Origin of the sequence: Paraburkholderia pallida (assembly GCF_004524855.1) — a bacterium.
GTDB classification, from domain to species: Bacteria; Pseudomonadota; Gammaproteobacteria; order Burkholderiales; family Burkholderiaceae; genus Paraburkholderia; species Paraburkholderia oxyphila.
Genome location: NZ_CP038148.1, coordinates 1662047 through 1674970 on the forward strand (window position 1 = coordinate 1662047; position 12924 = coordinate 1674970).

The window sequence follows — 12924 nt, forward strand, 5'->3', positions numbered from 1 at the left end:
GCGCGGCCGCGCCACGTGCGGCAACCAGGGCTTCGCGCAACTACGGCTTCGTATAGGTCACGCGATAGATCGCGCCTGCGTAGTCGTCGCTGATGAGCAGCGATCCGTCGGGCAGCGGCAGCACGTCGGCGGGGCGGCCCCACTCGGTCTCGTCGCTGTTGAGCCATCCCTGGGCGAACACTTCCTGATGCGCGTCCGTGCCGTCGGCGTTGGCGATGATGCGCACCACGCGATAGCCCACCTTCTTGCTGCGATTCCACGAGCCGTGCTCGGCAATGAAGATGCTGTCGCGATACCCGGGCGGGAACATCGTCCCTGTATAGAAGCGCATGCCGAGCGACGCCACGTGCGCGCCCAGCTTCGCGACGGGCGGCGTGAAGCCGCTGCACGGATGGCCCGCGCCGAACTCCGGATCGGCGACATCGCCGCCGTGGCAATACGGAAAGCCGAAATCGAGGCCCACGCGCGCAAGGCGGTTGAGCTTGTCGTCGGGGACGTCGTCGCCCATCATGTCGCGGCCGTTGTCGGTGAACCACAGCTCGTGCGTCTGCGGATGCCACGCGAAGCCCACCGTGTTGCGCACGCCGCGCGCGATCGTCTCGTAGTGCGTGCCGTCCGGGTCCATCCTGCCGATCATCGCGTAGTGGCTGCGCTGCGGATCGTTCGCGGGCAGGCAGACATTGCAGGGCGCGCCCTGCGGCACGTAGAGCTTGCCGTCCGGGCCGAAGGCGATGAACTTCCAGCCGTGGTGACGCTCGGGCGGCAGCGCATCGGTAACGACGGCGGGCTTGGGCGGATCGTCGAGATGCGTGTCGATGGCGTCCAGCCTCACGATCTTCGAGACCGCGGAAACATAGAGCGCTCCATCGTGCCAGGCCACGCCCACGGGCATCGTGAGCCCGGAAGCGACCACGTGGCGCTTGACGACCTTGCCGTCGCGCAGCTCGAGCGCGTAGACGCGGCCCTCCATGCTGCCCACGTAAAGGATGCCTGCAGGCGAGAGCGTCATTTCGCGCGCGCTGGGCACGTCGTCGGCGAGCAACTCGATGTGGAAGCCGGCCGGTAGCCGGATGCGCTCGATGGGCAGCGTGGCCCGCGCGAGCGGTGCGCCGAGAAGCGCGGCGAGCGCGAGCAGGGCGCCACAGCATCGCCGTACAATGCGTGGCGATCGGTGCGTGCGCCAGGTGCGCGAGCCGCCAGGGCCGCGGTCATGTCGATGTGGGGCTCGATCCGCTGCATGAACGGGCGAAGGTGCGTTGTCATGCCGCCACAGGCGGAGGAGGGTGGCGCAAGCCCACACCACCAGCCGCTCCGACGCGGGCGCCAGGCCCTGTCGGTCATGCCCGTCAGCCGCCGATCGATCGCCATTCATCGCCGCTTCCTCACGGTTGCCACGCAGTTTCCGCCCGGTTTCTGGTTAAGTGTTTGTTATGCCATTGGTTTCGGGCTATAATCGCATGTTTCAGTAGTCCCGAACCCCGGTTTTCAAGGATTCTAGTATGGTCATCATCCGTCTGGCACGCGGCGGCTCGAAGAAGCGCCCGTTCTACAACATCGTCGCAACCGATTCGCGCAACCGTCGCGACGGCCGTTTCATCGAGCGCGTGGGCTTCTACAACCCGGTCGCCACCAAGGGTGAAACCCTTCGTATCGCGCAAGATCGCGTGACGTACTGGCAAGAAAACGGCGCGCAAATGTCGCCGGCCGTCGAGCGTCTCGTGAAGGAAGCGCAAAAGGCTGCTGCCGCTCAACCGGCTGCTTAAGTCTTACCCAAGTGCGCGCGGCGTGAGCGGCGTGTACGAGTTCAAGCTGGCTGCGAGGTTTGCCCATGCCCGTGCATGACGATACACAAGCGGACAGGGGCGCTGCTGCCGCAGCGGGCGATGTACCGCGCAAAAACCATGATGCAGGTGGCAAGTCAGGCGCCGAAGCATCATCGGGCGGCGGCTCGCGCAAGGCGCCGTCGTTTGGCGCGTTCGTGCGCAAGCCTGCGGAACGCGCGCAGACGCGCAGCAGTGCGTCTGAAGCTGCAGGCGCGGCCGAAGGCCTGCGCGCGGAAACGCCGGAAACCTGGCCGGCCGACGCAGTCGAGGTCGGCACCGTGCTCGATGCCTATGGCCTGAAGGGCGGGCTCAAGATCGCCCCGCACGCGCAAGGCGGCAAGGCGCTCATCGCGGCGAAGCGCTGGTGGCTCCTGAAGGGCCGCGAGCGTCCGGAGCGACATTCCGCGGTGCGCGTGAGCGCCAAGGTGCACAGCGACAGCGTCGTCGGGCAACTGGGCGGTGTTGCGGATCGCGACGCCGCGCTGCGTTTGCGCGGCGCGCGCATCTACGTGAGCCGCGCGGATTTCCCCGCGACCGAAGCCGACGAGTATTACTGGGTCGACCTGATGGGTCTTCACGTCGCCAACGAAGCGGGCGTGGAGCTCGGCACGGTCGCCGACCTGATCGACAACGGCGCGCAGTCGGTGTTGCGCGTCGAGTATCCGTCGACGGGCAAGGATGGCAAGCCCACCACCGGCGAGCGGCTGATCCCGTTCGTCGGCGTGTTTGTGAAGACGGTGGACCTGGCGGCGAAGCGCATTGTCGTCGACTGGGAAGCCGATTACTGAACCTGCTGTGCTGATTCGCTGAACGGAGAGAGCGATGCAGTTCGATGTCGTTACGCTCTTTCCCGAGATGTTCCGCGCGCTCACCGACTGGGGTATCACCAGCCGGGCCGCGAAGCAGCAGCGTTATGCGTTGCGCACGTGGAATCCGCGCGATTTCACGACCGACAATTACCGCACCATCGACGATCGGCCTTACGGCGGCGGCCCCGGCATGGTCATGCTGGCCAAGCCGCTCGAAGCGGCGATCGGCGCGGCGAAAGCTGCGCAGGCCGAGCCGGGCGTCGCGAGTCCGCGCGTGCTGCTGATGTCGCCGCAAGGCAAGCCGCTCACGCACGAGCGCGTCGTGCAGTTCGCCCAGGAGCCCGGTTTCGTGCTGCTGTGCGGCCGCTACGAAGCGATCGATCAGCGTCTGGTCGACCGTTGCGTGGACGAAGAAGTGAGCGTCGGCGACTTCGTGCTCTCCGGCGGCGAATTGCCCGCGATGGCGCTGATGGATGCCGTGGTGCGGCTCTTGCCCGGTGTGCTCAATGACGCGCAGTCGGCGGTGCAGGACAGTTTCGTGGACGGTCTGCTCGACTGCCCGCATTACACGCGGCCCGAGGAATACGACGGCGTGCGTGTGCCTGATGTGCTGCTCGGCGGCCATCATGCGGAAATCGAGCAATGGCGCCGCCGCGAGGCGCTGCGCAATACGTGGCACAAACGGCCCGATCTGATCGACCGGGCCAGGAAGAACAAGATGCTAAGCCGTGCCGATGAGGCATGGCTCGCTAGTTTCGCGAAGGGCGCGAACGAAGCGTAAGGCTTCGGGCGGGCGCGACACGGGACGCCAAAGGCGGTGCCGCTTCATGCGTGAACGGCGCCAGATGTGAATCCATCCTCTATCGGGGCCGTAGTTGCAGGCAATCCTGCACAGGTACGAACGCCGACAAGATGGCTTACGGAGTCAGTAATGAATCTGATTGAAAAACTCGAGCAGGAAGAAATCCAGCGCGTGCTGGGCGAGAAGACCATCCCCGAATTCGCTCCCGGCGATACGGTGATCGTCAACGTGAACGTGGTCGAAGGCACGCGTAAGCGCGTTCAGGCATACGAAGGCGTCGTGATCGCAAAGCGTAACCGCGGTCTGAACTCGTCGTTCATCGTTCGCAAGATCTCGTCGGGCGAAGGCGTCGAGCGTACGTTCCAGACGTACTCGCCGCTGCTGGCCAGCATCGTGGTGAAGCGTCGCGGCGACGTGCGTCGCGCGAAGCTGTACTACCTGCGCAACCTGTCGGGCAAGAAGGCACGTATCAAGGAAAAGCTGGTGTTCAAGAGCGCAGCTGCTCCGGCCGATCAGGCGTAAAAGCTGTAAGAAAGAAGCACCCCTCGGGGTGCTTTTTTCTTTTTGGCCGCAAAATACGCAGGTGTGTCCGAATTTCGAGCCAGCCGTTGATCCGTCCAGTATTTGAACCCGAAAACCTGCCGATCGAATCGACAGGCATCGAACTCCCCCATGTCGCCGCCGTCCGGCTCACGCCCGAAGGCTTGCGTGCGCGTTTCGAGCAGCGCCTGCCCTGGGACCCCGAGCCGCAGGACGCGCGCGTGACCGAGATCGCCGATCCGCGCGAGGCCGCCGTGCTCGTGCCGATCGCGATGCGTCCTGCCGGGCTCACCGTGCTGCTCACGCAGCGTGCCGACAACCTCAGCAATCACGCCGGACAGGTCAGCTTCCCGGGCGGCAGCCGCGAGCCCGCCGACGCCACGTCGATCGCCGCCGCGCTGCGCGAGGCGCACGAGGAGGTGAATCTCGACCCCGCGCGCGTCGAAGTGCTGGGCGCGCTGCCCGACTACCTCACGGGCACGGGCTTCAAGGTGACGCCGGTGGTGGGCCTCGTGCACGAGCCGTTCACGTTGGCCGCCGATTCGCTCGAAGTGGCGAGCATCTTCGAAGTGCCGCTCAGCTTCCTGATGAATCCGGCGCATCACCAGGTGCGCGTGCTGCGCTGGGAGGGCGGCGAGCGCCGCTTCTTCGCCATGCCGTATCCGCAAGAGGGCGCGGGCGTGGCCGGCGTGCACTTCATCTGGGGGGCGACTGCGGGCATGCTGCGCAATTTCTATCGTTTCCTGCTCGCCTGACGCGGCGTAGTTTGCGCGCGGGGCATGCGCCACGCGTCCCGCTGTTGTGTCTTTGCCGCCACATGTTCAGGCACATCTGGCCCTGTGATATCGTTGCAACAATTTCTGAAGACCCCCGAAATCCCTTTAGCAACCCGACTCACTGCACGGCGCGTGGCATGACCTTCTTCTCCGTATTGCTGGCCCTCGTCATCGAACAGGTGCGGGCGCTTTCGCCCAATAATCCGGTGATGGCGCTCCTGCGCCTCAATGCGGACTGGGCCGCGCATGGCTTCGACGCGGGCAAGCAAAAGCACGGTCTGATCGCCTGGCTCGTGGTCGTGGTGCCGTGGACGGCGGCCACCGCGCTCGTCTACTACGTGCTCTATCACATCAGCTTCGTGCTGGCGTTCCTGTGGAACGTGGTGGTGGTGTACTTCACGCTGGGCTTCCGCCAGTTCAGCCACTATTTCACCGATATCCACCTCGCGCTGAACAACGACGACGTGCCGCGCGCGCGCGAGATCCTCACCGAGTGGACCGGCATCGACGCCGTGGACATGCCCGTGAGCGAGATCGTGCGCCATACGCTCATCCACGCCGTGGTGGCCTCGCACCGGCACGTGTTCGGCGTGTTCTTCTGGTTTCTCGTGCCGATCGGGCCAGCGGGCGCGGTGCTGTACCGCATCGCCGAGTATCTGGCGCGCGCATGGTCGCGTCCCGCCGACGACCGTACCGAAGCCTTCTCGAACTTCGCGCAGCAGGTGTTCTTCGTGATCGACTGGGTGCCGGCGCGGCTCACGTCGCTGGGCTTTGCGATCGTCGGCAATTTCGAGGACGCGATCTACGCGTGGCGCAACCACACGAACCAGTGGCCCGACACCAACGAAGGCGTGCTGCTCGCGACCGGCAGCGGCGCGCTCGGTGCGCGCCTCTCGGGGCCGCTCGCGGAGCAGTCGAGCGTCGACGTGCTCGCCCAGCCCGGCGAAGGCGATCCCTACACGGTCGGCGACGACTGCACGCCGCGCACGCTGCAATCGGCCGTGGGCCTCGTGTGGCGCGCGGTGATCCTGTGGATGATCCTGCTGCTCATGCTGACCATTGCCGTCTGGGTCTGAGCGCCCCCGGCGTCTTGCGCAAATGACAACGGCCCGCCTCTCACGAGCGGGCCGTTGTCTTTTCCAGACGCGGCAGGGCGGGGCGGGAAGTTTTCAGTCGTCGCGCGGATCGCGCGCGCGGCCGCACTGCCAGCACACCGTGAACTGCGGCTCCAGCGTCTCGCCGCATTGCGGGCAGCGCCACGACGGCGCGCCCGGCGGCGGTCCGTTCGTGGCGTCGGCAATCAGCTTGCGCGCGAGCGTCTCGTCGCGTTCGTCGACGAGCCAGATCTCCGGCGCGCATTGATCGGCGGGAATCTCGCCCATCGCCCCGCTCAGATAGCGGTTGTGCAGCTCGCACGGCACGCCGGCCGCCGCGAGGATGTTCATCCAGTGCTGGGCAATGACGACATTCGGCGCGCGCACGAGCTTGAGCATGGGGACGGCTGGCGCGTCAGCGCACGATCTGGCTGATTTCGTGCACGAGCTGCGCATAGAGCGCATGGCGCTCCGGCTCGACGCGGCCGTCCTCGACGGCTTCGAGCACCGCGCATCCCGGCTCGTGCAGATGATGGCAGTTGTAGAAGCGGCAATGCGCGAGCAACGGCCGGAACTCTGGGAACGCGCGTTCGAGCGTGCCTTCGGTGAGGTGATAGAGCCCGAACTCCTGGAAACCCGGCGAGTCGATCAGCGCGCCGCCTGAGTGATCACCATCCGGGAGCTTGTAGAGGCGCGTGAACGTCGTCGTGTGGCGGCCGCTGTTGAGCGCCGTGGAGATCTCGCGCGTGGCGGCCTCGGCGTCGGGAATCAGCAGGTTCACGAGCGTGGATTTGCCCATGCCCGATTGCCCGAGCAGGATGGTCTGGTGGCCATGCAGATGCTCGGTGAGAATCGCGCGCGCCTCCTCGGGGTGCTTCTTCTCTGACACTTCCAGCACCGTATAGCCAAGCGTGCGATAGCGCTCGAGCCGCTCGCGCGCGAGCGGCAGCGAGGCCTCCAGGTCGATCTTGTTGAGCAGGATGATCGGCTTCAGGTCGTTGGCCTCGGCGGCCACGAGCGCGCGGCCGAGCAGGTCTTCGCTGAAGTGCGGCTCGGTGGCGAGCACGATCAGGAGCTGGTCGAGATTGGCCGCGAAGAGCTTGGACTTGAACTGATCGGAGCGGTAGAGCAGGTTGCGCCGCTCGCCGATGGCGACGATCACGCCCTGGTCCGCCGAAGTCGATTGATATTCGACGCGGTCGCCCACCGCGACCTCGCTCTTCTTGCCGCGCGGGAAGCACTGCAGCGGCGCGCCGCCTGCGTCCGGTGCGACCAGATAGTGGCGCCCGTGCGCCGCGATCACGACGCCGTGCAGCGTCGCCCCCGTCCCCGCCGATGCTGCGCCGCCGGCGGCTTTCGTTGCGCGCCGGTTCATGCGTGCGCGAGCAGTCGGTCGATCCGCTGCGATGCCGGCGGATGCGAGTAGTAGAACGCGGTGTAGAGCGGGTCGGGCGTGAGCGTCGACGCGTTGTCCTCATACAGCTTGACGAGCGCGTTCACGAGGTTTTGCGCGTCGGTCTGCGTGGCGGCGAAGGCGTCGGCCTCGAACTCGTGCTTGCGCGAGCTCAGGCTGGACAGCGGCGTGACGAAGAACAGGAACACCGGCACGGCGAGGAAGAACAGCACGAGCGCGAGGCCTTCATTGCCGCCGAGCAGTGACGGCCGCACGCCGAGTCCCTCGTAGAACCAGACGCGCTGCGTGAGCCAGCCGAGCACGCCGAGCAGCACGAGGCTGATCGCGAACGTCACCACCATGCGCTTGATCACGTGACGGCGCTTGAAGTGGCCGAGCTCGTGCGCGAGCACGGCCTCGATCTCGCTACCGGAGAGGCGCGCGAGCAGGGTGTCGAAGAAGACGATGCGCTTGGCCGCGCCGAAGCCCGTGAAATAGGCGTTGCCGTGCGCGGAGCGGCGGCTGCCGTCCATCACGAACAGGCCCTTGGCCGCGAAGCCGCAACGCTGCATCAACGCTTCGATGCGCGAGCGCAGCGCTTCGTCCCGCAGCGGCTCGAACTTGTTGAAGAGCGGCGCGATGAAGGTGGGGTAGAGCACCAGCACGAGCATCTGGAACGCGACCCAGACCACCCAGGTCCAGAGCCACCAGAGGCTGCCCGCCTGCTTCATGAGGTACAGCACGACGAAGAGCAGCGGAATGCCGAACAGCGCGCCGATCAGGAGCCCCTTGATGCGGTCGGCGAAGAAGATGCGCCGCGTCATGCGATTGAAGCCGAAGCGCTCCTCGATCACGAACTGGCGGTAGTAGTCGAGCGGCAACTCGACGATGCCGCTCACCGCGAGCACGGCCGCGACCAGCGCGATCTGGCCGACGTAGTCGCGCCCGATCAGGTCCGAAATGCCGAGGTCGAGCGCCTGCACGCCGCCCAGCAGCGTGAGCGCGATCAGCACGACCGCGGAGAGCACGATCTCGATCATGCCGAGGCGCGTGCGCGCGATGGTGTAGTCGGCGGCGCGCTGGTGCGCCGTCAACGGGATGGTGGCCGCGAACTGGGGCGGCACCGCGCTGCGGTGCGCCGCCACGAAGCGGACCTGGCGCGAGGCGAGCCAGAGCTTGGTCGCGACCATGGCCAGCACGGCGATCACGAAAATGACGCTGAAAGCCAGCGCGGGGGACAACGCAGTTGAGGAGGTCGGCATCCGGGGAGTCCGTGGTATCTATGCGACAATTATATGTTCTCGGCGGCCCGGCCATGGCATCCCCGCATTTGGCGTGCGGGCCGCGCCAGCATCATGCGTGCGCAGCGTAATCGCGCGCGCGTTGCTGGACCATTCAGGCGGTGTCGGACGCCGCATCTCAACCGTTTCAGGCTGCCCCTCATGACTGATATCACTTCTGCCGAACCGGCGGGCCAGGCGACTCCGGCGATGGAGCGCACCGACATGAATTTGATCTGGCTCGACATGGAGATGACGGGGCTCGATCCCGACAACGACCGGATCATCGAGATCGCCGTGGTGGTGACGAACTCCACGCTCGAGAAGATCGTGGAGGGCCCCGTGCTGGCGATCCATCAGCCGGAGGCCGTGCTCGACCGCATGGACGAATGGAACCGCAATACGCACGGCCGCTCGGGCCTGACCGAGCGTGTGCGCGCCTCTACCGTGACCGAGGACAGCGCGACCGAGCAGATTCTCGCGTTTCTCTCGCAATACGTGCCGCCGGGCAAGTCGCCGATGTGCGGCAACTCGATCTGCCAGGACCGCCGCTTCATGGCGCGCTGGATGCCCACGCTCGAGCGCTTCTTCCACTACCGCAATCTGGACGTGAGCACGCTCAAGGAACTGTGCCGCCGCTGGCAGCCGGCCATCTACAAGGGCTTCCAGAAGCGCGCGATGCATACGGCGCTGGCCGACATCCACGAGTCCATCGACGAGCTCAAGTACTACCGCGAGCACTTTCTCATTCCGGCCGCGGGCACGGCGGACGCCGCCGCCCAGACGGGCGGCGCGGCGAAGTAAGGCTGCCTTTGGGCCTGCGAAGGTGCGGACGCGTTTTTGCGCCGCACCCTGCGCAGCCCGCGGCGACGGGGTATTACGCGCGCGGCGCTCGCTGCGCGTTCTTGGGCCGGAATGCCGCGACGATAGTCGGATCGGTTTCGATATACGGACCGCCGATCAGGTCGATGCAGTAAGGCACCGCGGCGAAGATGCCCGGCACTTTTACCGTGCCCTGGTCGTCGCGCAAGCCTTCCAGCGTTTCCTTGATCGACTTGGGCTGACCCGGCAGGTTGATGATGAGCGCCGCGTGGTCGTCGGTCTCGCGGATCACGGCCACCTGGCGCGAAAGAATCGCCGTCGGCACGAAATTCAGGCTGATCTGGCGCATCTGCTCGCCAAAGCCCGGCATTTCCTTCGTGGCGACGGCAAGCGTCGCCTCGGGCGTCACGTCGCGGCGCGCGGGGCCGGTCCCGCCCGTCGTCAGCACGAGGTCGCAGCCGAGCCCGTCCACCAGCGCCGTGAGTGTGGCCGAGATGGTGGCTGCGTCGTCGTGGATCAGGCGCGTTTCGGCGCGCCACGGCGACTTCAGCGCGTGGCCGAGCCATTCCATCAGCGACGGAATGCCCTTGTCCTCGTAGACGCCGCTCGTGGCGCGGTCGCTGACCGACACGAGGCCGATCACCAGTTCGTCAGGATGGCTGCGCTCAGGCTTCGTCATCTTCGCTATCCTCGTCGAGATCGGCGTGCGGGCGCTGGTTCGCCGCTTCCAGCGGATCGTCGGCGCCCTGGCGGCTCATGTCCTTGATCCACTGGAACAACTCGCGGAAATACTTCGGCGGGCGGCCTTGCTGCTGCTCGCGGCGCGCGTTGCGGATCAGCGTGCGGCCTTCCTGCGGATCGGCCGCCGGATGCTGGTGAATGAAGGCGGTGAGCGCGGCGTCGTCGGCAAGCAGCTTTTCGCGCGTGCGCTCGATCCAGTGCAGGCGCGCCGTGGCGGCCTTGTTCACGCCGCGGTGCTCGTCGAGCGCGGTGCGCAGCGCGGCGACCTCGTCCTCGCGCAGGCCGCGCATCATGCGGCCGACGTACTGGAGCTGGCGGCGCTTGCCTTCGTGGTCGGTGATGCGGCGGGCCTCGTGGACGGCGTCGGCGAGGTCTTCCGTCATGGGCATGCGCTTGAGCGCGTCCTTGGGCAGGTCGACGAGCGCGATGCCCAGCTCCTGGAGCGCGGTCATTTCGCGCTTGAGCTGCGACTTGCTCGGGCGATCGTAGCCGTTGTCGTCCTCGTTGTCGCCCTGTTTGGCGGCAGCGTCGTTCATGGGTTGAATGCGGGTTTTGCGTTTCATGACGCATATTGTAGCCTGCGCGCGCGCTCCGATCGGCACGCGTCTGGCTCGCGCGGTCCATGCGCCTGCGGTGCGTGTTCGCATACCTTGCTATGATCGCGGAACGCGCCTTTTACCGAGGCGCCTGATCCGACACACCCGATACACGACAAGCGGGCCGCCCCGGCCCGAAACCGGACCGTAACGACAATGGCTGCAGACATCGAAGCCCGGCAACGATTTTTCCCGCACACCCAGGACGAGCTGAAGGAGATCGCGTCGGACATTCTCCGCCACGCGAAGGCGCTCGGCGCAAGCGACGCCGCGACGGAGATCTCCGAAGGCGATGGCCTGTCGGTTTCCGTGCGGCGCGGCGAAGTCGAGACCATCGAGCACAACCGCGACAAGTCCGTGGGCGTGACCGTCTACATCGGTAACAAGCGCGGCAATGCGAGCACCTCGGACTTTTCCGCGCAGGCGCTCAAGGACACCGTGGCGGCCGCCTACAACATCGCGCGCTTCACCGCCGACGACGACTGCGCGGGTCTCGCCGACCCCGAGCTGCTGGAAACCGCGCCGCGCGACCTCGACCTCTATCACCCGTGGAGCCTCACGGCCGACGAGGCCGTCGAGATCGCGCGCCGCGCCGAGGACGCCGCGTTCGCCACCGACCGCCGCGTGACCAACTCGGAAGGCGCGAGCGTTTCGGCGCAGCATTCGCAGTTCGTGCTGGCCACCTCGGGCGGCTTCATGCACGGCTACCCCTATTCGCGCCACTACATCGCGTGCGCGCCCATCGCGGGCACGGGCCGCAGCATGCAGCGCGACGACTGGTACACCTCGCGGCGCAGCGCGAGCGAGCTCGCCACGCCCGAGTCGGTCGGCCGCTACGCCGCCGAGCGCGCGCTCGCGCGCCTGAACGCGCGTGGACTCGACACGCGCAAGGTGCCGGTGCTGTTCGAAGCGCCCATCGCGGCGGGCCTGCTCGGCGCGTTCGTGCAGGCCACGAGCGGCGGCGCGCTCTATCGCAAGACCTCGTTCCTCGTCGACAGTCTCGGCAAGCCGGTGTTCGCGCCGCATATCCAGGTCGTCGAGGACCCGCACGTGGCGCGCGCCGCGGGCAGCGCGCCCTTCGACGAGGAAGGCGTGCGCACGCAACGGCGCGAAGTCGTGAAGGACGGCGTGGTGCAGGGCTATTTCCTCTCGTCGTATTCGGCGCGCAAGCTCGGCATGCAGACGACCGGCAACGCGGGCGGCTCGCACAACCTGCGGCTGCAAAGCTCGCTCACGAAACCCGAAGACGACTTCGAGGAAATGCTCAGGAAGCTCGGCACGGGCCTGCTGCTCACGGAACTGATGGGGCAGGGCGTGAACATGGTGACGGGCGACTATTCGCGCGGCGCCTCGGGTTTCTGGGTCGAGAACGGCAAGATCCAGTATCCGGTCGAGGAGATCACGGTGGCCTCCACGCTGCAGGAGATGTTCCACCACATCGTCGCGGTGGGCGCCGATACGCTCGCACGCGGTACGCGCCAGACCGGCTCGGTGCTGATCGAGCGCATGACGGTGGCGGGGCAGTAAGCACGCGCGGCGCGTTTCGCGCGCTTTTCCGCACTTCAATGCAAAACGGCACGCCTGCGCGTGCCGTTTTCGTTTTTGCGCGCCCACATGCCAAACCAATGGCCATACCGGCGGTGTTTTCGGCGCTCAGTCGCGCCGTTCGTACGTCACGAACGCGAAGTCGAAATTGTTGGGCGGATTGGCGTGCAGCGTTTCGCGCGCCGTCTCGCGCCAGTGCGCCGGATCGGGCGCGGGGAAGGTGGCGTCGCCTTCGAAATCGATGGCGATCTCGGTGACGATCAGCTTCTGCGCGAGCGCGATGCCTTCCGCGTAGAGCTGCGCGCCGCCGATCAGGAACGCTTCGGGCGCCTGATCCTGTGCCGCGAGCGCGAGCGCGGCTTCGAGGCTCGTGACCGTGTCGCAGCCGGGAAAGCGCTTGGTGGCGTCGCGCGTGACGACGATGTTGCGGCGGCCGGGCAGCGCGCGGCCGATCGATTCATGCGTCTTGCGGCCCATCACGATGGGCGCGCCCATGGTGGTGCGCTTGAAGAAGGCAAGGTCCTCGGGCAGCCGCCAGGGCAGCTCGTTGTCGCGGCCGATCACGCCGTTGCGGGCGCGAGCGACGATCAGAGTGAGCGTCGTCATCGAGAGAGTCGAAGTGCGTTGGAATGGAAAAGCCAGTCGCACCGATTCTACCCGACGCTCTCGTCGCCGCCCTTGCGGCCGGCGGCAGGGCTGCGCG

General features: G+C 66.6%; 15 protein-coding genes. 8 read left to right on the forward strand and 7 right to left on the reverse strand.

Annotation, left to right across the window (positions count from 1 at the left end):
* Positions 1-40: 40 nt before the first annotated feature.
* Positions 41-1372, reverse strand: a complete 1332-nt coding sequence (locus tag E1956_RS07530) for a PQQ-dependent sugar dehydrogenase (protein ID WP_134748048.1) — start codon at positions 1370-1372, stop codon at positions 41-43.
* Positions 1373-1499: 127 nt separating this feature from the next.
* Here E1956_RS07530 and rpsP point away from each other — a divergent pair, with 127 nt between their 5' ends.
* The 6 genes from rpsP to E1956_RS07560 all read left to right on the forward strand — a co-directional run bounded on the left by rpsP (position 1500) and on the right by E1956_RS07560 (position 5826).
* Positions 1500-1763: a 30S ribosomal protein S16 gene (gene rpsP / locus E1956_RS07535; protein WP_028215925.1), complete on the forward strand. Its 264-nt coding sequence runs from the start codon at positions 1500-1502 to the stop codon at positions 1761-1763.
* Positions 1764-1828: 65 nt separating this feature from the next.
* Complete coding sequence (gene rimM / locus E1956_RS07540) at positions 1829-2611, forward strand: ribosome maturation factor RimM (protein ID WP_134748049.1); 783 nt, start codon at positions 1829-1831, stop codon at positions 2609-2611.
* 34 nt (positions 2612-2645) lie between these two features.
* A complete protein-coding gene (gene trmD / locus E1956_RS07545) occupies positions 2646-3413 on the forward strand; it encodes a tRNA (guanosine(37)-N1)-methyltransferase TrmD (RefSeq protein WP_134748050.1) in 768 nt (255 codons plus the stop codon).
* Positions 3414-3563: 150 nt separating this feature from the next.
* On the forward strand, positions 3564-3956 hold the full coding sequence (gene rplS / locus E1956_RS07550) for a 50S ribosomal protein L19 (RefSeq protein ID WP_028215927.1): 393 nt from the start codon (positions 3564-3566) through the stop codon (positions 3954-3956).
* Between the two features lie 86 nt (positions 3957-4042).
* Complete coding sequence (locus E1956_RS07555) at positions 4043-4729, forward strand: CoA pyrophosphatase (protein ID WP_134748051.1); 687 nt, start codon at positions 4043-4045, stop codon at positions 4727-4729.
* Between the two features lie 158 nt (positions 4730-4887).
* Positions 4888-5826, forward strand: coding sequence for a CobD/CbiB family protein (locus E1956_RS07560; RefSeq protein ID WP_134748052.1), 939 nt, complete (start codon positions 4888-4890; stop codon positions 5824-5826).
* A gap of 93 nt (positions 5827-5919) precedes the next feature.
* Here the strand turns inward: E1956_RS07560 and E1956_RS07565 are convergent, their stop codons facing one another.
* Genes E1956_RS07565 through E1956_RS07575 form a run of 3 tightly spaced genes read right to left on the reverse strand, consistent with a single transcriptional unit; the run spans position 5920 to position 8499 of the window.
* Positions 5920-6243 carry a putative signal transducing protein gene (locus tag E1956_RS07565; RefSeq protein ID WP_134748053.1) on the reverse strand — a complete coding sequence of 108 codons (324 nt, stop codon included), beginning with the start codon at positions 6241-6243 and terminating at the stop codon, positions 5920-5922.
* A gap of 16 nt (positions 6244-6259) precedes the next feature.
* The gene (gene rsgA, locus E1956_RS07570; protein WP_134748054.1) at positions 6260-7219 is read right to left on the reverse strand and encodes a ribosome small subunit-dependent GTPase A; all 960 of its coding nucleotides are present in this window, start codon (positions 7217-7219) and stop codon (positions 6260-6262) included.
* On the reverse strand, positions 7216-8499 hold the full coding sequence (locus E1956_RS07575) for a M48 family metallopeptidase (RefSeq protein ID WP_134748055.1): 1284 nt from the start codon (positions 8497-8499) through the stop codon (positions 7216-7218). Before E1956_RS07575 ends, rsgA begins: the two co-directional genes overlap by 4 nt.
* Positions 8500-8679: 180 nt before the next feature.
* On the opposite strand from E1956_RS07575, the gene orn reads away from it, so the two are divergent.
* Positions 8680-9321, forward strand: coding sequence for an oligoribonuclease (gene orn, locus E1956_RS07580; protein WP_134748056.1), 642 nt, complete (start codon positions 8680-8682; stop codon positions 9319-9321).
* Between the two features lie 73 nt (positions 9322-9394).
* On the opposite strand, the gene mog is transcribed toward orn, so the two are convergent.
* Both mog and yjgA read right to left on the reverse strand, forming a co-directional pair.
* Positions 9395-10018, reverse strand: coding sequence for a molybdopterin adenylyltransferase (gene mog / locus E1956_RS07585; protein ID WP_134748057.1), 624 nt, complete (start codon positions 10016-10018; stop codon positions 9395-9397).
* Positions 10005-10643 carry a ribosome biogenesis factor YjgA gene (gene yjgA / locus E1956_RS07590; protein ID WP_134748058.1) on the reverse strand — a complete coding sequence of 213 codons (639 nt, stop codon included), beginning with the start codon at positions 10641-10643 and terminating at the stop codon, positions 10005-10007. Before yjgA ends, mog begins: the two co-directional genes overlap by 14 nt.
* Before the next feature lie 189 nt (positions 10644-10832).
* On the opposite strand from yjgA, the gene pmbA reads away from it, so the two are divergent.
* The gene (gene pmbA, locus E1956_RS07595) at positions 10833-12203 is read left to right on the forward strand and encodes a metalloprotease PmbA (protein ID WP_134748059.1); all 1371 of its coding nucleotides are present in this window, start codon (positions 10833-10835) and stop codon (positions 12201-12203) included.
* 126 nt (positions 12204-12329) lie between these two features.
* On the opposite strand, the gene E1956_RS07600 is transcribed toward pmbA, so the two are convergent.
* On the reverse strand, positions 12330-12827 hold the full coding sequence (locus E1956_RS07600; protein WP_134748060.1) for a dihydrofolate reductase: 498 nt from the start codon (positions 12825-12827) through the stop codon (positions 12330-12332).
* Positions 12828-12924: the final 97 nt, after the last annotated feature.